Raw genomic sequence first — 19,747 nt, 5'->3', positions numbered from 1 at the left:
AGCGCTGGTCAGCGCGTGCTGCGGACCTTGAGTTCAAGATCCATTTTGAGGCGTGCCCTGGTAAGGTTCGCCTTCGTTACCGGCGCTGCCGCCGGATCTGTAATTTCTTCTGGTGCCGGCGTGGCAGGATTTGCCGACCGCCATTCAGCCAGTGCTCGCTTGCCGATTTCGGTGTCGTCGTAGGCCGGCCATGCGACCGCCGATACCTCGAAAAGATCGACGGCCTCAATGGTGCGCAGCGGCGGGTCGACGGTCTCATCCCACGACTGCTTCGTCACAGAGAATCCGAAGCTCATCCCTGACAAATCACCTCGCTCGACAAGCTCCCAAAGGTCGTTGCCGTCGGTGGTGTTCGGAATGTCGATTTCGACGGCGAGCCCCTTGGAGTCTTCCGCTAGCCGCAGCGTTCCGCTCTTAGTGCGACCGATCACGCGGCCCATATCGTGGTCGACAAGGGCTCGGACATCACCGCCGATCGCAGCGGCGAAGGCGCCAGGAGCAATTCGCTCCGTCCACCACCCGGAAATATCAGTCGGCGAATCGAAGACGGCCGCATATCCGACAAGCGTTCGCTTTTCATCTGCGGCACGCGTCTCTACGCCAAGCGTGCCGCCACGCTTTTCAATCTTGCTCATGCGGCCTGTGCCTCATCTTCGTTGTTGTAGTTCGCAGGCGCCGGTTGCGCAGCAGTCGTCGATTGCATGCCGAGAGGCACGGTAGCGCCCTGGATATGCAGCTTCTCAGCCTCGCCGCCGTGCTTCGGCCAGTTCTCCATCCCACGCACCTCATCTGGTGTGTAGATCGCGTTCTGGATCCCCTTGGCATATCCATCCATGCGGGTCTTGAAATCTCCCCGTTGGAGGCCATCGAGGTTGAATTCGCAAAACTTCGTGCGATTACGCGCGCTGAACAGTTTCAGGTTCAGTTCCTGCTCCCAAGCCTTCACCCACTGCGAGATCAGGTGCTTGACCAGATTAAGGTCCTGCTGCTCCGTGTTTGAAAACGTGCCGTGGGTAAGATCCTGCAAGAAGACTGGAGGAATCCCGTAAATGCGGGCAATTTCCTCTACTTGGAATCGGCGAGCCTCTTCCATCTGGGATTTGTCGGGATCGACGCCTACAGGCTTCAGTTCATGCCCTGTCGGCATGATCATGACGTTTCGGCGCTCGGCGTTGGCGTCTCGCACCGCTTTCTCGACGTCTTGTGACGCCCTCGTCGCGGCTGCAGGCGATGGCATAGGGCCATACAACGCCAGAGGCGGCACGCCACCGTTGGTAAAGAACTTGCGAGCGTACTCGTCAAGCGCTAGCGCAAGGCCAACCGCCCCTTTCAGCTTTGATACCGGGTCAACGTGAGACACGCCGTCTGGCTTCAGCATGAAGGTCAGGTCGATCACTTCGCTTGCGGTGTAGGTGACTTCCCGCGCGCCGTCCTTGTAGTGGTAAAGCTTGCGGCCGTTCTTGCGTTCGATCGTCAGATTGTCGGCGTCCAGCGGCCAGATGTTCATCACCCGGCCAGCCTTATTCCGTTCAATGAACGAAACGCCGCGGCCACGCAGCAGAACGCTGATCATCATGCCCTTGCGCCACATGAACGACGTCAATTCGTCATTCGGAGCGTCGTGCAGGATGCCGTATAGCGGATCAGATTCGGCTGTATCCCGCCCATCCCCGCTCTTTTTGTAGACCTGCAACGGAAGGCTGGCGATCGTGTTCGCGATGAAGTTGATGGCGCACCACACGGCCGGCACCTCGAGCGCCGTTTCGTGAGTGACGGTAACGCCGGCAACTCCGTGCCAGTCGTCCATCAGCGCGCGCCATGCGCCGACGTCAGACAACGGAACGCTTGGGCTCTCTAGGCTGGCTCGCGTTTCCGCAACCGCCTCCGCGACCCGCTTTTCAGCGGAGCGGGTCGTCGTAAATCCAAACATCAAACCACCTTGCCGCCGTCACACGACGGCAATTCTGAATTCGGGATTTTCCCATGGAGATGGAGCTTGCACTCCGCCGGACGCACGCAGGTGCAACCCGAGAACCATGATGAGGGCAATCGCGCCGTCGATCTTGTTCTCTGGCCGTTCTTTGCGCGGGTAGACGTTCTCTTTCGCGTCGTAATGGCCGACAACGTTGCCGATCATCCACGACAGCGGGTCCCGCGGGCCGGAGTTGTGTGCCAATTTGTTGGAGCGCATAAGCGCGTCCAATTCCTTGGTTGGCTCCGAGAAGTTCTGGACCGTCTGTCGGTACTCGACAGCGTTCGCTCCCTGCTCAACAAGATGGTTGGCCATCTGTTGCGCCTGCCATGGGTCATACGCGATCTCGAGAACCTCGAACCGCGTTGATAAGTCGATGATGTCGGCCTCAATGCGGTCGATGTCGATCACGTCACCTGGCGTCGCGATCAACTTGCCTTCCGCCTCCCACCCTTTGTAGGAGTCATTCCGGCTCTCAAGAATTGCTTGTTCCGGGACGTAAAACTTGGCGAACGGGTAGATCTTGCCATCGCGCTCAAACAAAGCAACGACGGCCGCGATATCTACCTTTGACGCCAAGTCCACAGCCACGCGGCACGGATGACCAGCGAAGTCCTCGATATCGAGATCCTCGTCGAAGCATCTATCCCATGCTCGCATGTCGTAAAGCGCTTCGTTCGTCTGGATCCAGACGTTCAAATGCTTGGTCAGAAAGTTCGCCTGCGAAGCTGGCGACGACATCGCCTTGCGGCACAGGGCGGCTACGTGCTCCGGCTCGACCGAAATACCATAATTCGGATTGGCCTTCCGCCACGTCGACTCTTCCGTCCAGTCGTCGTCCTTGTCGATCGTGTAGATGATGCCAAAGTACGTGTCGTCTTCGGCGGTCTTCTTCAGCAGATTGATCGTGTAGGCACGATGCTCGTAGCAAATGCCCGTCTTGTCAGCGCCGGCCGTCGTAATGGCCCAGACCATCGACTGGTTGCGCTTGCCTGCGCCGGTCTCGATAGCGTCATAAACGCTACGATCGCGGTGGGCGTGCAACTCGTCGATAAGTGCAAAGTGGACGTTCTTACCGTCGAGCGAGTCAGCGTCGGCCGATAGGGCTTCGAAATAACTATTCGATCGCATCTGAATGATGCGGTGCGCCTCAACGTCTATGCCAAGGGCGTTCCGCAGTCCGGTGGCGCGCCGTAGCATTGCCTGCGCTGCCGCAAAGGCTACCTTCGCCTGGTCACGCGTTCGTGCCGCGGAATAGACTTCCGCGCCGCCTTCCTTCTCGCCGAAGCCGCAATAGAGCGCGGGGCCGTCCGAAAGGGTCGTCTTGCCGTTGCCCCTCGGCACCTCGGTGTATGCTCGCCGATAGCGGCGCTTGCCATTATCGTGGCGCAGCCAGCCGAATGCGGTAGTGAGGATGAAAGACTGCCACGGCTCGAGCGTCAGGTTCTGGCCGGCCAGCGGGCCTTTGATGTGCGGCAGAAAGCATGTGAACGTGCAGACCTTCTGCGCGGCATCGTGATCGAAATAGTAGGCCCACCCTTCAGCGGCCCTTGCCAAGTCATCCAACTGTCTCTGGCAAGCCTGCTTGACGTACTCGCAAGCCGATATGCGGCCAGCAACCACGTCTAAGGCATAGGAATATCCTGCCGCGACGTGCGGATGCTTCTCGACATCGATTTCCATGATCTCACTTAAAGTCTGCGAATGGATCCGCTTCAGGCTCCTTGGCGCCTGGCGCCTGGACCTTGCTGCGATCGGTCGGGCTGAAACCCAATTTCGAAAGCGCGGTGATCAGCTTGGATATACCCCCGCCGTCCAACGTTCCTTTCCGGAACATGGACATGAGCTTGACGGCGATCTCGAGCATGAGCCGATCCGCGTCAGTCAGCCAAAAGCCAAACCCCGCCAGATCATCCCAAATCAGCCGCTCATCAGCGTCGAAGAAATCAGGCGCAAGCCCGACAGCACCGGACGGCTTAGGCTCGTCCTTCCGCTCGGCTTTTCGCTGCGGATCCTTCTTGTAGGCACCCTTCAACTCGAGGGCAGCCGTCGGCTTCCTCGGCCTTGCCATGGTGCCATCTCCAAATTTCAAATTTTGCGGACGGGAAAAATTGCTTAGGCCGCCGGTAAGGCAGCCGACCGAGGGGGCGATGCGGGTCGCCCCTCCCATCACTCGAGCAAGGCATTGATATCATTGATGTCTATTCGTATTGAATGCATGCGCTCTTCGCGTTGCTTCCTGCCGTTGTGACAAGCAGAGCAAAGGGACTGGAACGGTCCAGACCAGAACAGCACCTCATCTCCTCGATGTGGCGTGAGGTGGTCACATACTTCGGCTGAGGTGATGGTCTCATCGTTGTCCAGACACATCACGCAGATAGGATGGGCAGATAGCTGGGCCTCGCGCAACGCCTGCCATCTAGCCGTGCCATACCATGCTCGCCATGGCTCACTGTGGCGCCTGCGGTCAGCTTCGCGTTTGCGCTCGACCTTGGTGCGCTGTGTGGTTGGCTTGAATGATGGTGGCTTACGCGGCATAGGCGACTACATCGCACGTGACCATCTCTGCCTTGGAGATGGTATGCGATGCGGATGAGAGGCGAGGCTTAAGCGTTGATAGCTTGGTCATGTGCGTGATTTGATTGCCTGCATGAAATGACTAGGGACAACTCAGACAAGTCGTGCGCGGCACCATTGCAAAACCGTAATCAAGCTGCCATTTATATTCGCAACGGTGGGTTGGCAGAGCGGTCTATTGCACCGACCTGAAAAATCGGCGGACTTTCGCGGGTCCCGTGGGTTCAAATCCCACACTCACCGCCACCACGAAATTAAGCGTATCTTACGCTGAAGAGGAGTGGGTTGGACATCGGGCGGGGTTCGCGACATTGCCCCGCCCGATTCATTTCGAAACAGAACAACAAAAAAGGCCGCGCTTTCGCACGACCTCTTTTGATTGGTGTATTTCTCACCGCCACCTGGCTTTCGCCAAGAGAGGCTTTCGCCTCAAGCCAGCGTCAGGCAAGGCCCCATAGAGGCCAAGTCGCGTCCATCAGCCGACTAGTCACATATATGGGTTGAAATGACGGAGTCGTCAAATAGATTTTACGACGCAGCGTCGGCTACAAATCTTGTATCATGAAAACGAAAAGCGGCTACCTCGACCCGAAGGGAGCCCGGCGCACACGAGAGCCGTGGCTCAAGCGCCGATAGCCTGTTCATCTCCGGTTCTGGTTGCAGTGGTACAATTCGCGAGTCGGATGCATCCAAGAGGAGTGAATCATGAGTCGAAACGCCATAATCGCAATCGTTGCTGCCGCGGCGGTCATTGTCCTGGTTGTCCTTCTAATGCCAAAGAAGGAAGCGACAACAGAAACGGCAACCCCGCCGGCGACCACTACTGAGCCGGCAACAACTCCGTCTACAACGACGCAGCCGTCGACGACAGAGCCGACTACAACCGCACCGTCGACCACCACAACTGCACCGTCGACTACGACCCCGTCGACCACCGAGCCGACGACGACGGCGCCGTCTACCCAGCCATCAACTACTCAGCCGTCGACGACCCAACCCTCCACAACGCAGCCGTCGACAACAACGCCGGCGCAATAACAAAGAGCGGCTACCTCAACCCGAAGGGAGGTAGCCGCACGATCGCCATGTCGCGAGAGGAGGCGCGCCATAGCAATAGTTACCCGGCAATGAAACCGGGGAGACACATAGGTCTCAAGAAAAAGGCCCACCGAAGTGGGCCTGAGTGTAAAACAGCTTCCCCGTTATAGGGGACTTGAATGCGCGTTAGCGGCGGTCAGGCCAATTTCCTCTTCTCAATCAAGTAGTTATCGTTGGCTGGCTTGTATTTTTGAACAACAAGGAAAGGCCCGACTACTTAAGGGAGCCCGGCGCACGATCACCCGTCGCCAGAGGAGGAGAGCGCCAGGAGATGGGGTAACGATTGACGAGCCGCTGTGCTCTGGACATCCGGTCATCCAATCCCCACATATGGATCCAGTCGGCAGCGCACCCTCAATGGGCTTGTAATGCGCGCGACCTTTTCCAGGAGATTGATTTGAGCGAAAAAACAACGGCGGCAACGCCTCTTAACGACGTCAAGGCTTTTGCAAAGAAGCACCGAATTGAAATCGAGGACGCGCAGACGATCCTCGACCAATACGGAGACGACCGAAAGAACGCCGACAAGGCGGCTCGGCGGATTGCGGCGTAAGAGTATGTGGCAGTCCCGGCATTGATAGCGAGGTGAACCGTCCGCTCAAATTCGGCGCCACAATGAAAGAAGGCCGCGCGAGGCGGCCTTCAATGTCTTCTGTATATATACCTCACAACCCTGCACGATTTGGCACATTTGCCTCATATTTTTTATTGTCGTTTGCGGCGGCAAGCACTCGAGCCGCCTCGACCAGCGCCGCCTTCCCCGCCCTGTCGGCGTAGTTCTCCGAATAGCCAAGCCGCAGACCGATCGATTTCAACGTGCCTCGGGCCGCCACTTCTTCGATAACCTCGACGACTTCGCCTTTCGCCTCCTCTGGCGCTTCCCATGCCTGCGCGCCAGCAGAAGAATTTCCGCTAGGGCGCGACACTCCTCCTAAAAATGCGGCACCTTTGGCGACTGCTGTCTCGCATTTGGTCGCCGTAATCGGAAGATCGTCGAACTTAACGGATCCATCGACACCAAGGCTACGGAGAAGCTCCCGATTTGCTTCGACACCCGCTTGCGGGTCGAACATGGGCGGCAGCACTGGCCGGTCAGACACGTTACGCGGCAACGACGAAGCGTGCATCGGAGATTGAGCGGTCGCTTTTGTCTTGAGGTAGCGCTCGGGATTCCCATGCGTATTTTCGCTTTCCCCGACCGCGATGCGATCCACCGGCCTCAGCTTGTGGCCTTTTTTTGTTCGCGCCCATTCGACCAATCGGCCGTCGCGGAACTTCATCGAGCCGAAGGTTATGTGCTCGATGTCATCGTCCATCTCCATCGCCAGCCCGGCTCCGACGTGGCGAGCGCCGTCTCGGACATAGACGCGAAATGCGTCACTGGCCGCCTTCATCAACTCGCCGATGGTCGGTCGGATCTTTTGATCGTTGTCGATGGCGTCTGGTGACCAGTTCGTATCCGGTTTTGGCAGCGCAGACGCCAGCGCAGGGGCGAGGTCCGGATGATTGTCGAAAAGCCAACGCAGCGCTGGAAGCGTGCCGCGATGGCGGTAGGGCCTCTTCTTTCGCTGTGGTTCGTTGTCGTTTGCGGCGACCTGGCGACCTGCGGCCAAGAGCTCGGATAATTTCGACAGGTCTCGGTGAATCACCGGCTTTTGTGCTGCTTTGTTCAAGTCGCAATCTCCTTTATTCTGGCTGGCGCTCATGACTTTGCCCACTTGGGTTTTGGATCTTTGACTTTCTCGCGGATATCCTCAGACATCATGGTTGGTGTGCCTGGTGGATATTCCGCCAGAAGGGCCGCCCTCTCCCGAGCCAACCGGTAGGCACCCAGCCTGGCCTCCTCTGCCTCACGCACGGGCACCGACGTGGGATAGGAAGTGACGAGGCGCTGATGCGTGGCTTCGAGCGTCTGATGTTTGGCCTTCAGCTCAGCCAGTTGCGCTTCCAATCTGCGCTTTTCAGAGCCAGCTCTCTCTTCGGCGGCCTCCTCAACGCTGTCGACGATCCGGCCCCGGTAGAACGATAGAGCTTCATCGACCAGCTCTGCCCTCACCCTCGCGTCTTTCTCCTGAAGAGATTCAAGAACTACGCGGAGAACGTAGTCGCCGAGATCCTCGCGTTTTTGGCGCGGGTTCCGCATTAAGAACGAAGCGACGTTCACGAGTTCGCTTCCTGGGTTGCTGCTGTTGGGAATAGCAATTGTTCCTCCTTCCGAGTTTTAAAGTGTCCCCAACTGGCCCTTGTGTACGCGCGGTACCAACAGGGCGGTGGGATATGAAAAAGAGATTGATTTCTGTCGTGTTGCTGCGCGCGCAAGGGACGCTTGGTGCCACTGGCGCGCTATGAAGACGCGATCAGGTCCCGCACTCGCTCCCGCCGAGCCTTCTCCTTTTCGGCTCGCTGCGCGAAGTCCTCAAACACTGCCGGATTAACAGCGTACGTCACCGAGTCTCGACGTAGGGACTGCAAGGGCTCGACCCATGACATAGCGTCAAGTTTGCGAAGCACCTCTTCGGCCTGGTCAACGTCCATTTCCCGCATTGTCCGATCGCCGCGGCGAACGTCGCGTACGGTAATCTTCTGGGGCTGATGGGCGAGAATCCATCCTGCCGTTGCCAACACGGCGTCGTGGCGATCCGACAAGCCGAGAATGTTCTGGTAGAAGGCGAGCGAATGCGGAAACAAGAAATCGTGTAAAAAGTCAGCGGCACGTTTTGCGGTGTCATGTGTGATGACGGACGACGGACGCGGCGACGACGATTCTATACAGTGGAACACAACACAGAGACGGGCGAACAGGCCGTCAAACTTGCCAATGTGCGCAGCAAGTTTCTTATTGAGAATTTCCCAAGTTCCCTGCATCTCGTGATGACGCTCTGATAGTTCCTGGCGAAGGTCTTGGGCCGCACCGTCGAACTTCAACGGCACTTCCTTTAGCGACCCCTGAAACGGGCGCTGCAGCTCATGAAGCCGACGCACGAGACCAGAATATTGCCCAACAGCTGCTGACGGCGGGACGTCGAGCCCGACGGAAGACTGACCGAGACAAATCGGGAAAAGTCGCTGCAATAAGCCATCGTCAGCCGCATCCGCAGCAATGCGCCTAATAGGCTCGGGCTGAATGCCTCCCAGCATGGATACCGAAAGATTGTCGATAGCAACGACGCCCCGCCCGACACGATTGACGCTATAACTTCCGCCGTTGAACGCTTGCAGCCAGAAGCTCCGATCTGCAGCCGCGCCCTTGCTAGATCCATACTTCTCCATCGAGCCAAACCAGCCTGACAGCTCGTCGCGGATCAAAAGCACGCCGTTGCGGCTATCCCGCAAAACCTCCTGCGCCGCCTCCACGGTCACATCCTCTATGCGGACGCGTATCTGCCTTGGTGCCGACTTATCGCTCTTGCCGGCCTTGTCGAGCGCGTCGTACGCCCTCTTTTCATCGAGGTACTTGCGCACCATGTCGTCGTCGATTGCTCGCAGCGGCCTTGTCGCAGCGCTGATGATGGGAGACTTCTTAGCACTCGGATTGCCGATCAACGCCACCCATAGTCGCGCAGATTCCTCCCAATCGTCGTGTCGCTTGACGCGCAGGGTGATCGTGTCCGGAATAGCCGCCGCACACACCGCCAGGGCAGCAGCAGCGATCCCGCCAGCGTCTACCCCCATAATCTCCGCCTGCGAAGCGGCGTACTCCTCGATGATCTTCGGTAGCAGGCCGGTCGGTAACGAAGGGTGCTTCCGCTGTGCCCATGGATCAACAGGACGCGGAGATTCCACAGCAGCCGGCACGTTGTCGTTGGCAGCCGCGGGAAACTGGTTCTTTGTGGCGAACTTAGCCATCAGGCTAGAAGAAACCCGACTTGCCGCTTCGCGCTCCTCGGCATGCGGAGCTCCGAATTTCGGCCACATACGTTCAAAGTCCTTGACCGGATCCTTGGTGTCGTAACGCCGGAACCAGTTACCAGGGGCCGCCAAGAAGGCCGAACAAGCTTGCTCAGCGGTCAAGCCATCGAACGCCAACTGTTCGACGATGCGCGCGGCGTGCTCGCTCCTGTCGCCAACGTCGTCGGCTGCAAGCATCGCAGCCGCTGTTTCGGAGATCTCGATGTCACTGACCGACGGCAACTCACCGAGTGTCACCAACTGTCCAGAACCGCTTTCCTTGCCGGACCAGGGGGCCAGCGTGGTCCGAAGTTCATCAACGTCAATTAGCGAACCATCCCACGCCTCGGCGATTGCGACCGCGGCCGGTTCAGGCGGACGACCGCGTGCGAGCTTCTTCGCGTTTGGCCAATTCAAGCCACCAGGCACCCGCCAGACGTGCGACAGGTCGACGGTGCAGTGATCTGCATTGGCAGCGTGTTTCAGGGCCTTCGCAAGCGGCTTCGCCTCGTCGGATGTCAGTGGTCGATCCAACAGCAGAAAGCACTGGTAATTGCCGGGCGAGCTCTCAACGACGCAGCTGGGCTCGATCGGCATGGTACCTGATCGGCCGGTATCATCGTCAAGGTCGGCAACCAGCGCCAACACAGCAAGGACGTCCGCCTCTGCGCCCTTTTTGCCGCGCTCGAGCGACGTCCGCATAAGGTTCGGGCATACGTAGCAGTTGGCATTGGGTGTAGAAGCGTGCGCCATGATGGCGTCTACCATGCCTTCCACGTCACTGACGGGGTGGTGGCTGATGATGCCTCCGGCCTTATCTTCGCCTGTCGGATTGGCGAAGAAGGTCGAAACCACGAACTTGCCATTCATTCCATGAGCCAAGCGGTGCAGCATCTCGACGTGCGCGCGGATCGCGGCCTCGTCGAAAGACGGGGTGGCTGTCGGTTCAGTTTTTGGAAGTGGTGCCATCGGCGGTATCATGCCCCTTGATTTCGCAAATTGCGGCTTGGGTGATCGCTGTCGCCAGCGTCGGCGAGAATGTGGCGAGGCGTCTGCCTCCGTTGCCATTCGGCGCGTACACGATGTGCTGACCACTTGGCGTTTGCATGAGTTTCAGGCCGTAGATACGAACATCACCCGAGAGCGCGAGATCGAACTGCGCGATGAGCTTCATCGCGCCGCCGCCAGGATTGGCAGCGGGTTTCAGGTTAAGCACCTGCATCTCAGGCGGCCCAGGTCTTGAAGGCGACAACTTCGCCGTGGCGCTCAAACGTCGCCGTTCGGCCTACGAGCTCGTCGCTATCTTCGACTTCTGTCAGTCCGACCGCCTTCACTAATTGACCGAACTCGCGCTGGCCGTCCTCCTGCACGTCAAGGCTGGGCGCCTCTAGGACGAAGGTGAAGTCGTTGGATTCACCCGTCTTAAGAATGAACACGTCGACACGCACGAAGAGATATCGATTTCGCCTCGAAACCTTTGTGCCGGTGATGCGGAAAGCGTTCGCAGCTTCGCAGTCACGTTCCAGCTTCTCGTTAATCGCCTCGCGAACGAACCCTGCAATTGCCATGTCTGGGCAGAAAACATCGCCCAGATTGCGAAGCAGATGGGCGCCCTCGGAGAAGCGAAAGCGGCGCCTATTCCCATCACGTTCGACGCGGGCAGGAACAAGAACCGGAGAGCCGTCGAGGAACCCGCAGACTTCTCGATTGCCGTCGCTGTAAAGCATCAAGCCGTATCCGCGAACAGGACGTGTTTCAGCCTTGCTCATCGGCCGCCCTCCTTGTTCAGCGAGGCTTCCACGGCAGCCGAGACCCAATCGATGTCGCATTCACGCGCAACAAAAATGCGAGCGTCGTCTGGTTGGATTTCGGCTGCGGTCACTCGGTCGACGGATAAAAGCTTCCAATTGTCGCTGGCCTTCTCGAATTTCAGAGCATGCAGATCCATAGGCGCAGGTCTCCTCTCGCCGGCGAAGACGCCGGTCGGCTGGTGATGGTGAATTGTGAAGTTCGTAAACACATTAACCGTGAAGCGCTCGAGAGCGTCAAGGCGCAGCACTAAATATAGTATTTTGACCCGACAAAGGCCAAATACTCTCTATATGTAGTTGTTGCCGCTTGGGTTTTTGGAGCGTCAGGGACGCCAGCAAATCAAATCAAAGCGTTGCGACAGTTTCGCATCCTGTTTCTCGACAAGCGCAATGCGCTGATCGCCGACGAGGTTCAGCAGACCGGCACGATCGACCACACGCCGGTCTATCCGCGCGAGGTCGTCAAGCGTGCGCTCGAACTATCGGCGACAGCGCTTATCCTAGCGCATAACCATCCCTCGGGTGATCCGACACCGTCGCGGGCGGACATCGACATGACCAAGCTGATCGTCGAGACGGCCAAACCGCTCGGCATCGCGGTGCATGATCACATCATCATCGGCAAGGATGGCCATGTCAGCCTGAAAGGGCTGCGCCTGTTCTAGCCGCGCAACCGGCCTTCAAAGCCATCTGGCGCGTCGGAAGAAGCGAAAGAGCGTCAGGCAGAGCCCGATGATCACCGCAAGTACGACGAAGTAGCCGTAGCGGAATTTCAGCTCGGGCATATCGTCGAAGTTCATCCCGTAAATGCCGGCTATTGCCGTCGGCACCGCCAGAATGGCCGCCCAGGAGGCCAGCTTGCGCGAAATCTCCGTCTGCTCCGACTGCCCCATCATCAGGCTCGCTTCAAAGGTAAAGGCCAGAACCTCACGCAAGGCATCGATATCTTCCTGCACACGGCGGACATGGTCGGTCACATCGCGAAACAGAGGCTGCAGTGCCGCCTCCATGCCGGGCAAATCGATATGTTCGTGTCGTCGGCAGACGTCGACCAAGGGTACGGCCGCATTTCGGAGCCTGAGCAAATTGCGCCGGAGCAGGTAGAGCCGTTCGATATCCTCCTTTTCCAGCCGCCGACGAAGCAAGCGGTCCTCGAGTCGTTCGACCTCCTCGTGAATCGCCTCGATGACCGGCATGTAGTTGTCGACGATAAAATCGAGGATCGAGTAGAGGATGTAGTTTTCGCCATGGGCTAGAGCTGCCGGTGATGCCTCGCACCGTTGGCGCACGGCCATGTAGGAGGTCGAGGGCCCGTGGCGAACGGAAACGACGTAGCCCCGGCCAACAAAGAGGTGCGTTTCGCCGAAGGCGATTTCATCTCCGACCATATGGGCGGTGCGGGCGACGATGAAAACCGATTCGCCGTAGATCTCCAGCTTCGGACGCTGATGCGCCTTGCAGGCATCCTCGATCGCAAGATCATGCAGATCGAACTCTCGCTGCACCTGCTTTAGCAACACCGCATCCGGTTCGTGGAGACCGATCCAGATGACGGTGCCGGGGCGGCTTCGCCATTTGCCGGCGTCTTCCACGTGAATGTCCTGGATACGCACGCCGTTTTCGTAAACTGCCGCGGCGATCACCCCCTGCCGCACTTCAGCATGCGGCGCGTCCGCCGTCTGCGAATTGGCCGATCTTTCGTTCGTCAGGTCCAGCGCCATAGAAAACCTCCCATGCTCGCAAGAATTTCATGGACCGGTATGCCATTGGACCGTCGAGCATACGCGTATTTGCTGATATTCGCACCCAACAGGTTTCAAAGTCGAAAACCACTTCATCAAACTGTGCGATTGACGGTATAGACGCATGCGAGCGACACTTTTCGCAGCGCACAACGATTCTCCCTTTTTGACGGAAATGCCCATGAACCAGTTCGATCTCATCGTCGTCGGAAGCGGACCTGCAGGCCGCCGCGGCGCCATCCAGGCCGCCAAGCTCGGCAAGAAGGTTCTCGTCATCGAACAGGGCAAACGCGTCGGCGGCGTTTCCGTCCACACGGGCACGATCCCTTCGAAGACACTGCGCGAGACTGCGCTTAATCTGTCTGGCTGGCGCGAGCGCGGCTTTTACGGGCGGTCCTACCGCGTCAAGGAAGAGATCAGCGCGGACGACCTGCGCCAGCGGCTGATCATCACGCTCAATCACGAAGTCGAAGTTCTCGAACATCAGTTTGCCCGCAACCGGGTGCAGCAGATGCGCGGCAAAGCAAGCTTCGTCAACCCGACCACGCTCGAGGTCGTCAAGGATGACGGCGAGACCCAGCTCGTTTCCGGAACCAGCATCATGCTGGCCGTCGGCACCAAGCCGTTTCGCCCGGACTACATGCCCTTCGACGGCAAGACCGTGCTCGACAGCGACGAACTGCTCGACATCTCGGAGCTACCGCGCTCGCTCGTGGTCATCGGCGCCGGCGTCGTCGGCATCGAATATGCGACGATCTTCAGCGCGCTCGACACGCAAGTGACGGTAATCGACCCGAAAACGACAATGCTCGACTTCATCGACAAGGAGATCGTCGAGGATTTCATCTACCAGCTGCGCGACCGCAACATGAAGCTGCATCTCGGGCAGAAGGCCGACACCGTCGAGCGGCTCGACAACGGCAAGGTGTTGCTGACGCTCGACAACGGCCGCCGGATCACGAGCGATATGGTGCTCTTTGCCGCCGGCCGCATGGGTGCCACCGACACGCTCAATCTTTCCGCTGCGGGCCTCGAAGCCGACAGCCGCGGGCGCCTCAAGGTCAATCCGGAAACCTTCCAGACCTCCGTGCCTAACATCTATGCCGCCGGCGACGTGGTCGGCTTTCCAAGCCTTGCCTCGACGTCAATGGAACAGGGCCGCATCGCGGCTCGCGTTGCCGTTGGCGCGATCGCCATGGAGCCGCAGAAGTACTTCCCTTACGGCATCTACGCCGTGCCGGAAATCTCCACCTGCGGCCTTTCCGAAGAAGAGGTCAAGGATCGCGGCATTCCCTACGAATGCGGCATGGCGCGCTTCCGCGAGACGTCGCGCGGTCACATCATGGGTCTCGATTCCGGGCTGTTGAAGATGATATTTTCGTTGAAGACGCGCCGCCTGCTCGGCGTACACATCATCGGCGAAGGCGCGACAGAGCTGGTTCACATCGGCCAGGCCGTGCTCAATCTCAAGGGCACCGTCGAATACTTCGTCGAGAATACCTTCAACTACCCGACGCTGGCCGAGGCCTACAAGATCGCCGGGCTGGACGCTTGGAACCGCATGGGCGAGATCAAGACGACGGCGTGAAAATCCACGCGGTCAGCCAACCGGTCTCGAACAAAACACCACGAATCAGCTAGCCTTGCAGTCCTGACCTTCTCAGGGCCGCAGGCTTGGTCGCATCATCAAGACATCGGCCCCAGATCCTGGTTTTCATGCCCCGCCGGAGAGCACAGCGCATCTCACGGCGGCTTATTCCGGCGAGTGTTTGACCATGGCACTGCGTATCCTTTCCCTCAATGTCTGGGGCGGCAAGCTGCATGCACCGCTGATCCCGTATCTCGTCGAGGCGAATGCCGACGTTCTGTGCCTTCAGGAGGTCGTCCGTTCACCCGAAACGACGTCCGACTGGTTGCTTTACCGCGACCGCGACGTCGAACTGCCGCAGCGTGCCAACCTTTTTGACGAGATACGGGCAGCCCTGCCTGATCACGACGGCTATTTCTGCCCGACGTCGAGAGGCGAGCTTCACGATGGCAACCGCATGGTTCATGCCGAGTTCGGCTTGGCCACGTTCGTGCGCAAATCCCTTCCGGTCATTAGCCAGGCGCTCACCTTCGTCCACGGAGAATTTTCACCTGATGGCTGGGGCGAACATCCGCGTGCGCGGAATGCCCATTGCCTCCGGATCTTCGACTATGAGGGCGGCTCTTCCATCACCATCGCGCAAATGCACGGCCTGCGGGCGGAGAACGGCAAGGGCGACACGCCTGAACGGCAGGCCCAGGCGGATGCCCTGGTGCAATTGATAGGTCGTGTGTGGCCCGGCAACGAAAGGCTGGTTGTCTGCGGCGATTTCAATCTTCTGCCCGATAGCGACACCTTCACGATCCTTGGCAATCTCGGCCTCGCCGATCTCGTGACGGGTCGCGGCCATACCGACACACGTACATCGTACTATGGAAAGCCGGGGCGCTTCGCCGACTACATGCTGGCGACACCCGATGTCGAGGTCGTTGGTTTCGACGTCGTGGCACAGCCTGAAGTCTCGGATCACCGCGCCCTGCTGCTGGATCTCCGGTAGGCAAAATCGCGTTTCTGCCGCCCGCGCCCAACCATCTGCAGAATTGAAAAGGCCCTGCCGTAGAACGGCAGGGCCTCTGATTTTCAGGCAATCGAAGAAACGATTACTCGGCGCTGTCGTCAGCAGCCTTCTTCTTGGCCGGGGCCTTCTTCTTCGGAGCTGCAGCTTCTTCGCCTTCAGCAGCGTCAGCCTTGGCAGCGGCCTTCTTCTTGGCCGGAGCCTTCTTGGCAGACTTGCCTTCGGTCTCTTCGTCGTCAGCCGTCAGCTCTTCCTTGGAAACCGTCTTGTCGGTTACCGAGATCTCGGAGAGCAGGTGATCGACGACCTTCTCTTCGAACAGCGGAGCGCGCAGCGAAGCGGCGGCGCCGGGGGTGTTCTTGAAGTAGTCTAGGATCTGCTTTTCCTGGCCCGGGAACTGGCGGAGCTGTTCGAACAGCGAACGCTGCAGTTCGTCGTCGCTGACCTGAACGCCGGCCTTTTCGCCGATTTCCGAGAGAACGAGGCCGAGACGAACGCGGCGCTCAGCGAGCTTGCGGTATTCGCCGCGCGCTTCTTCTTCGGTGGTTTCTTCGTCAGCGAAGGTCTTGCCGGCCTGCTGCAGGTCGGTGTTGATCTGGCGCCAGATGTTTTCGAATTCGGCTTCGACGAGGCGCTCCGGTGTGTCGAACTGGTAGAGTTCGTCGAGCTGGTCGAGGATCTGACGCTTCACCTTCTGGCGGGTCAGCGAGCCATACTGGCTCTCGATCTGGCCGCGAACGATTTCCTTCAGCTTGTCAGCCGATTCGAGACCGAGCTTGGTGGCCAGTTCGTCGTTGATTTCGATGTCCTGGGCCGAAGCGACGTCCTTGACGGTAATGTCGAAGGTGGCTTCCTTGCCAGCGAGGTTCGCTGCTGGGTAATCGGCCGGGAACGTCACGGTGATGGTCTTTTCGTCGCCAGCCTTGACGCCGACGAGCTGCTCTTCGAAGCCCGGGATGAAGCGGTTGGAGCCGAGAACGAGCTCAGCATCTTCGTCCTTGCCGCCGTCGAAGGCTTCGCCGTCAACCTTGCCGAGGTAGTCGATGGTGACGCGGTCGCCGTTGGCGGCCTTGCCCTTCTTCGTCTCGTAGGTGCGGGCGCTTTCAGCGATACGCAGGATCTGCTCGTTGACTTCGTCTTCAGCGATCTCGACGACTTCGCGCGTCACCTTGATGCCGCTGACGTCCTTGAGTTCGATCGCCGGGATGATTTCGTAAGCGACGGTGAACTCGAGGTCAGCCTCGGCGTTGAGGATCTTGTCGGCTTCGGACTCGTCCTCGGTCATCGCGATTTCCGGCTGGGTCGCCGACTTCTCGCCACGGCCAGAAAGGATCTCAGTCGGCTTTTCGCGGACGATCTCGTTGACGAGATCAGCCATGATCGACTTGCCATAGACCTTCTTGAGATGCGCGAACGGCACCTTGCCCGGACGGAAGCCGTTGATCTTAACACGGTCCTTCACTTCGGCCAGGCGCTCGTTCATCCGAGCTTCCATGTCCTTGGCCGGGATAACGACCTTGAGTTCGCGCTTCAGCCCTTGAGCGAGCGTTTCGATAACCTGCATGTTCAAACCTTCATTTCACGTTGACTGTGCTCTTCCCCTTAGAAAGGTCTGGCGAGCACGTGAGCCGATCCATTTGCCGGGAGTGGCTTTACGCAGTTCCGTAACCGTTTTGCAAGCAAAATGGCACTCCAGCCCCCTTCATCTACGCAGAATCCGGTCTTTTGGTGCGATCACTGTCCTGGTGCGGGTAGAGAGACTTGAACTCCCACGCCTTGCGGCACCAGAACCTAAATCTGGCGTGTCTACCAATTTCACCATACCCGCGTTCAGACAATCGCACCGACTGAGCGTATTCCCGCAAGACCAACCAACGGAAACACCGCGGATACAAAGGGCATGCTGAGGTTCAGGGCTTTCCCGAGCGCGGCGTCTCTATATCACTCGTTTTGACGGGATCAAAGGGAAAATACGATTACCCACATAGAACGATTTGGTCCCGCTGAGAGCCGCTAATAGAGCGGCTCCTCGTAGACAGGCGTACCTTCTACTGCGATCTGCCTGATCTGCGCTCGCCCGGCATCATTGACGCGTACGTTCACCGAAAGTGCTTCGGCATTGCGCGCCTGCTCCAGCACCCGTCCCTCACCTTCAGGAACATAGAATCGCTCGATACCGTAGGCGACATTGATCGGTGACGGGATTTCGCTCGACGAAGGGTAGTAAGTGAAGGGCTGCGATTGAAGCACGACGCTGTCGTCCGTTGGCGCAAGCTCCGTGAAGGATGCTTCGGATGCGCTCCAGAAGCCGTCCGGCTGCTTGGCAAGGCGCACGAAAACCGTCACCTCCTGCGGCGCCTTCGGCAAACCGCCCTTGAAGAGTTCAGGCGGCAGTGAAGAAATGTCATAGCTGAGGATGACATAGTCACCGCGCAGCAGATCTCTCGGATCGACCGGCACTGTCTTGAGCAGGACTTCCTTGCCGTTCCTCAGGATCGATGCCCGGCTTTCGACCATGTAGCCCAGCGCTGCCGTCTGCAGAACGGCCGCGATCAGCGCGGCGACGAGCGGCGGCAGCCAGCGGCGCTTTGTGGAGAGATCATTCATGGCGAAACCTCCTCGCGTCCCGCTCGCATCAATCGGCCCTCGATCCGGATCACCAGCCAGGCGATTACTGCCACCAGCAGGCCGGAAATCAGGAAGAAGCCGGAGGTTCCAAGCATCGAGCCGAGCGTCTCGAAAGCGAGATAGAGAAGCTCACCGGCAAAGGCCGCATAACCGAGATAGCGAACGGCTCCGTTCTGCGCGCCGGCGAGCGCTATCCCAAGCAGAGCGACGATCAGCACGGCCGCACCGGCGGCAACTTCCGTGAACAACCCGACCGCTTCAAACTGCAACACAGAGAAACCGATGAGCGCGAGGGCAAAGGAATAGAATGCCGGCGCCGAACCGGCCTCGAGCGCCATGGGACGAAGCGGTGAACCGGGCATGGCTGCCGCGAGGAAGGCCACAATGCCGCCGACAGCCAATGTGCCGGCAAAACCGAGGGACGAATTCTCGATATAGAGCCAGATGAGCCACGCCACCACCAGCAGGTAAGCCAGGTGACGGGCGCGACCGGCGTCCGTCAGGCGCACTAGGATGACCACGAGGATGGCAAGTGCCGGGACAATCCAGGTTTGCCACTCGACGATTTCACCAAGTCCGTTTTCGGACAGCACCGTCAGGAAATAGGCCCAGGCCAGCCCACCGCACACGGTCGTGACAGCGGCCGAGCGAAAGGCGAGTGCAGTTACGCATGCCCCAGCGATCCAGAGCAGGAGCGCGTCGGCGGCATCCCCGGAGAGATGATACATCTGCCCGACAAGCGCGATGCCGGCGCCAAAGGACATCGCCGCCAGCACCAGAGCCGCCGCAGCCAGGCCGCCATTTCCCCGCCGCAGAAGGAATGCGCCAGCAAAATGAAACCCCCATATCAACGCGACGATACCGATAAGGCGGGCAAGACGTGGCAATGCCTCCCAGTTGGCGGCGACAAGCAGCAGGATCGAAGCCGAGAGCAAGAGGGCGGCAAGCACCAACAGAACGCGTCCAGCTCGAAAGGTGGATTCGCGACCATCATATTCCGCCAGCATCTGTCGCGCCGACGCCTCCGGCAGAAGTCCCATGCCGACCCAATGCTTGAAGTCCTTTTCCAGACGACCGCGATACATGCTGCCCCACTTCCTTCGACCGCCTGCCCTTGAAGACAAGAAATCATCGCGCTCAACTAATCACGCAATGGCGAAAAAACACAACCAGTCCATCGATGGGATCGACACTCAGTCCGCCCAGATCCAATGGCTTGCACGATGCGCATATCTTCCATGCGGATATTGCACTGCACAAATCGATTTAAAGACCCTATATTCAAATCATCAGAGGCGAACGAAGGCAAACAGCCAAACGGACGCCAGCGGCGATGGTCAGCCACCCCTGGGAAACCGGGAAAGACCCGAACGAAAGTTCGATGGAATTCGGAGCGGCGCACTCCTCCTCCCAGCGCCCCTCCGATAC

At 58.9% G+C, this 19,747-nt stretch carries 17 protein-coding genes, 2 tRNA genes and 1 pseudogene; 5 read left to right on the top strand and 15 right to left on the bottom strand.

The annotated features are described in order from the left end of the window. Window positions 1-8 precede the first annotated feature (8 nt). From HT585_RS20645 to HT585_RS20630, 4 genes are read right to left on the bottom strand one after another with little or no spacing between them, the layout of a single operon-like run. A complete protein-coding gene (locus HT585_RS20645; protein WP_176354719.1) occupies window positions 9-635 on the bottom strand; it encodes an HK97 family phage prohead protease in 627 nt (208 codons plus the stop codon). Beyond that, window positions 632-1,930: a phage portal protein gene (locus HT585_RS20640; protein ID WP_176354718.1), complete on the bottom strand. Its 1,299-nt coding sequence runs from the start codon at window positions 1,928-1,930 to the stop codon at window positions 632-634. Before HT585_RS20640 ends, HT585_RS20645 begins: the two co-directional genes overlap by 4 nt. Before the next feature lie 18 nt (window positions 1,931-1,948). Then, window positions 1,949-3,655 (bottom strand): terminase large subunit, encoded by a 1,707-nt coding sequence (locus HT585_RS20635; RefSeq protein WP_176354717.1) that lies wholly within the window; start codon window positions 3,653-3,655, stop codon window positions 1,949-1,951. A gap of 4 nt (window positions 3,656-3,659) precedes the next feature. Continuing rightward, window positions 3,660-4,043: a hypothetical protein gene (locus HT585_RS20630; protein ID WP_113568733.1), complete on the bottom strand. Its 384-nt coding sequence runs from the start codon at window positions 4,041-4,043 to the stop codon at window positions 3,660-3,662. A 662-nt stretch (window positions 4,044-4,705) separates the two neighbouring features. Between HT585_RS20630 and HT585_RS20625 the strand changes: the two genes are divergently transcribed. Both HT585_RS20625 and HT585_RS20620 read left to right on the top strand, forming a co-directional pair. Further along, window positions 4,706-4,795: transfer RNA gene (locus tag HT585_RS20625), tRNA-Phe, on the top strand. Between the two features lie 1,249 nt (window positions 4,796-6,044). Next, window positions 6,045-6,200 carry a hypothetical protein gene (locus HT585_RS20620; RefSeq protein ID WP_176354716.1) on the top strand — a complete coding sequence of 52 codons (156 nt, stop codon included), beginning with the start codon at window positions 6,045-6,047 and terminating at the stop codon, window positions 6,198-6,200. Between the two features lie 112 nt (window positions 6,201-6,312). Here the strand turns inward: HT585_RS20620 and HT585_RS20615 are convergent, their stop codons facing one another. The 6 genes from HT585_RS20615 to HT585_RS20590 form a co-directional block, all read right to left on the bottom strand. After that, window positions 6,313-7,320, bottom strand: a complete 1,008-nt coding sequence (locus tag HT585_RS20615; RefSeq protein ID WP_176354715.1) for a hypothetical protein — start codon at window positions 7,318-7,320, stop codon at window positions 6,313-6,315. A gap of 29 nt (window positions 7,321-7,349) precedes the next feature. Further along, on the bottom strand, window positions 7,350-7,811 hold the full coding sequence (locus HT585_RS20610) for a hypothetical protein (RefSeq protein ID WP_176354714.1): 462 nt from the start codon (window positions 7,809-7,811) through the stop codon (window positions 7,350-7,352). A 179-nt stretch (window positions 7,812-7,990) separates the two neighbouring features. Next, window positions 7,991-10,504: a DUF3987 domain-containing protein gene (locus HT585_RS20605; RefSeq protein ID WP_176354713.1), complete on the bottom strand. Its 2,514-nt coding sequence runs from the start codon at window positions 10,502-10,504 to the stop codon at window positions 7,991-7,993. Next, window positions 10,482-10,757 carry a hypothetical protein gene (locus HT585_RS20600; RefSeq protein ID WP_176354712.1) on the bottom strand — a complete coding sequence of 92 codons (276 nt, stop codon included), beginning with the start codon at window positions 10,755-10,757 and terminating at the stop codon, window positions 10,482-10,484. Before HT585_RS20600 ends, HT585_RS20605 begins: the two co-directional genes overlap by 23 nt. 1 nt (window position 10,758) lies before the next feature. Beyond that, on the bottom strand, window positions 10,759-11,304 hold the full coding sequence (locus HT585_RS20595) for a hypothetical protein (protein WP_176354711.1): 546 nt from the start codon (window positions 11,302-11,304) through the stop codon (window positions 10,759-10,761). Continuing rightward, window positions 11,301-11,594, bottom strand: a complete 294-nt coding sequence (locus HT585_RS20590; RefSeq protein ID WP_176354710.1) for a hypothetical protein — start codon at window positions 11,592-11,594, stop codon at window positions 11,301-11,303. Before HT585_RS20590 ends, HT585_RS20595 begins: the two co-directional genes overlap by 4 nt. Window positions 11,595-11,705: 111 nt before the next feature. On the opposite strand from HT585_RS20590, the pseudogene HT585_RS20585 reads away from it, so the two are divergent. Then, window positions 11,706-12,011, top strand: a pseudogene (locus HT585_RS20585) (JAB domain-containing protein); the annotation flags it as partial. Between the two features lie 15 nt (window positions 12,012-12,026). Here the strand turns inward: HT585_RS20585 and HT585_RS20580 are convergent. Further along, window positions 12,027-13,067 carry a magnesium and cobalt transport protein CorA gene (locus tag HT585_RS20580; RefSeq protein ID WP_176354709.1) on the bottom strand — a complete coding sequence of 347 codons (1,041 nt, stop codon included), beginning with the start codon at window positions 13,065-13,067 and terminating at the stop codon, window positions 12,027-12,029. A 202-nt stretch (window positions 13,068-13,269) separates the two neighbouring features. Between HT585_RS20580 and sthA the strand changes: the two genes are divergently transcribed. Then, the gene (sthA, locus tag HT585_RS20575; protein WP_176354708.1) at window positions 13,270-14,676 is read left to right on the top strand and encodes a Si-specific NAD(P)(+) transhydrogenase; all 1,407 of its coding nucleotides are present in this window, start codon (window positions 13,270-13,272) and stop codon (window positions 14,674-14,676) included. Between the two features lie 187 nt (window positions 14,677-14,863). Further along, window positions 14,864-15,673: an endonuclease/exonuclease/phosphatase family protein gene (locus HT585_RS20570; protein ID WP_176354707.1), complete on the top strand. Its 810-nt coding sequence runs from the start codon at window positions 14,864-14,866 to the stop codon at window positions 15,671-15,673. Between the two features lie 103 nt (window positions 15,674-15,776). On the opposite strand, the gene tig is transcribed toward HT585_RS20570, so the two are convergent. The 4 genes from tig to HT585_RS20550 form a co-directional block, all read right to left on the bottom strand. After that, entirely contained in the window at window positions 15,777-17,255 is a 1,479-nt protein-coding gene (tig, locus tag HT585_RS20565) for a trigger factor (RefSeq protein WP_176354706.1), read from the bottom strand. 179 nt (window positions 17,256-17,434) lie between these two features. Beyond that, window positions 17,435-17,519: transfer RNA gene (locus HT585_RS20560), tRNA-Leu, on the bottom strand. 185 nt (window positions 17,520-17,704) lie between these two features. Continuing rightward, complete coding sequence (locus HT585_RS20555; RefSeq protein ID WP_176354705.1) at window positions 17,705-18,298, bottom strand: GDYXXLXY domain-containing protein; 594 nt, start codon at window positions 18,296-18,298, stop codon at window positions 17,705-17,707. Then, entirely contained in the window at window positions 18,295-19,404 is a 1,110-nt protein-coding gene (locus tag HT585_RS20550) for a DUF2157 domain-containing protein (protein WP_176354704.1), read from the bottom strand. Before HT585_RS20550 ends, HT585_RS20555 begins: the two co-directional genes overlap by 4 nt. Between the last annotated feature and the right edge of the window lie 343 nt (window positions 19,405-19,747).

Source organism: Ensifer oleiphilus (assembly GCF_013371465.1).
Classification (GTDB): Bacteria; Pseudomonadota; Alphaproteobacteria; order Rhizobiales; family Rhizobiaceae; genus Ensifer; species Ensifer oleiphilus.
The sequence above is the reverse complement of the archived record's forward strand: the minus strand, read 5'-3'. Positions and strand labels throughout refer to the sequence as shown.

What these genes read in the sequence shown, in the direction of transcription:
- HT585_RS20550 (WP_176354704.1), bottom strand. Translation starts at nt 19,404, where the DNA reads ATGTATCGCGGTCGTCTGGAAAAGGACTTCAAGCATTGGGTCGGCATG.
- HT585_RS20630 (WP_113568733.1), bottom strand. Translation starts at nt 4,043, where the DNA reads ATGGCAAGGCCGAGGAAGCCGACGGCTGCCCTCGAGTTGAAGGGTGCC.
- HT585_RS20555 (WP_176354705.1), bottom strand. Translation starts at nt 18,298, where the DNA reads ATGAATGATCTCTCCACAAAGCGCCGCTGGCTGCCGCCGCTCGTCGCC.
- HT585_RS20595 (WP_176354711.1), bottom strand. Translation starts at nt 11,304, where the DNA reads ATGAGCAAGGCTGAAACACGTCCTGTTCGCGGATACGGCTTGATGCTT.
- HT585_RS20645 (WP_176354719.1), bottom strand. Translation starts at nt 635, where the DNA reads ATGAGCAAGATTGAAAAGCGTGGCGGCACGCTTGGCGTAGAGACGCGT.
- tig (WP_176354706.1), bottom strand. Translation starts at nt 17,255, where the DNA reads ATGCAGGTTATCGAAACGCTCGCTCAAGGGCTGAAGCGCGAACTCAAG.
- HT585_RS20605 (WP_176354713.1), bottom strand. Translation starts at nt 10,504, where the DNA reads ATGGCACCACTTCCAAAAACTGAACCGACAGCCACCCCGTCTTTCGAC.
- HT585_RS20580 (WP_176354709.1), bottom strand. Translation starts at nt 13,067, where the DNA reads ATGGCGCTGGACCTGACGAACGAAAGATCGGCCAATTCGCAGACGGCG.
- HT585_RS20570 (WP_176354707.1), top strand. Translation starts at nt 14,864, where the DNA reads ATGGCACTGCGTATCCTTTCCCTCAATGTCTGGGGCGGCAAGCTGCAT.
- sthA (WP_176354708.1), top strand. Translation starts at nt 13,270, where the DNA reads ATGAACCAGTTCGATCTCATCGTCGTCGGAAGCGGACCTGCAGGCCGC.
- HT585_RS20635 (WP_176354717.1), bottom strand. Translation starts at nt 3,655, where the DNA reads ATGGAAATCGATGTCGAGAAGCATCCGCACGTCGCGGCAGGATATTCC.
- HT585_RS20640 (WP_176354718.1), bottom strand. Translation starts at nt 1,930, where the DNA reads ATGTTTGGATTTACGACGACCCGCTCCGCTGAAAAGCGGGTCGCGGAG.
- HT585_RS20600 (WP_176354712.1), bottom strand. Translation starts at nt 10,757, where the DNA reads ATGCAGGTGCTTAACCTGAAACCCGCTGCCAATCCTGGCGGCGGCGCG.